1 protein-coding gene and 1 pseudogene are annotated in these 469 nt (G+C 65.3%); both read right to left on the reverse strand.

The genetic code is table 11. The annotated features are described in order from the left end of the window. A partial coding sequence (locus B2284_RS14440; protein ID WP_414646253.1) for a transglycosylase domain-containing protein occupies nt 1-200 on the reverse strand: 200 nt, incomplete at its 3' end. A gap of 152 nt (nt 201-352) precedes the next feature. Further along, nucleotides 353-454 (reverse strand): annotated as a pseudogene (locus tag B2284_RS14445) (transglycosylase domain-containing protein); the annotation flags it as partial. Nucleotides 455-469 lie beyond the last annotated feature (15 nt).

The raw sequence follows: 469 nt of genomic DNA on the forward strand, positions 1-469 counted from the left end.
TCGATGCCGTACGTGCCGTCACCGAAGAAGACGAGGTTGAGGTAGCTCGTGAGGATCTGATCCTTCGTGTGCGTCTTCTCCAGCTCGACCGCCATCTTGAGCTGCTTGATCTTGCGGACATAGGCGTCGGTGCCGTGCTGCGCGACGGCCTTCTTCGCCTCCTCCTTGTCGCCGCTCTCGATCGCGGCGCGCTGNNGCAGCCACCGCCACCGGCGATGTTCGTCACGTGAGTCTGCAGCGGGCTGGCGATGGCCTTCTCACCGTCGGCCTTGCTCACGCGCCCCTGCTTGATCATCTTCTCGAGCACGATGTTGCGGCGCTTCACCGCAGCCTTGGGGTTGTGCACCGGGTCGGTCGAACCAGGCAGGTTGACGACGCCCGCGAGCGTGGCGGCCTCGGGCAGCGTCAGATCCTTCGCCGGATGGCCGAAGTAGTGCTGGGAAGCGGCCTCGATGCCGTACGTGCCGTC

Source organism: Dermacoccus sp. UBA1591, from assembly GCF_002322065.1.
GTDB lineage: Bacteria > Actinomycetota > Actinomycetes > Actinomycetales > Dermatophilaceae > Dermacoccus > Dermacoccus nishinomiyaensis.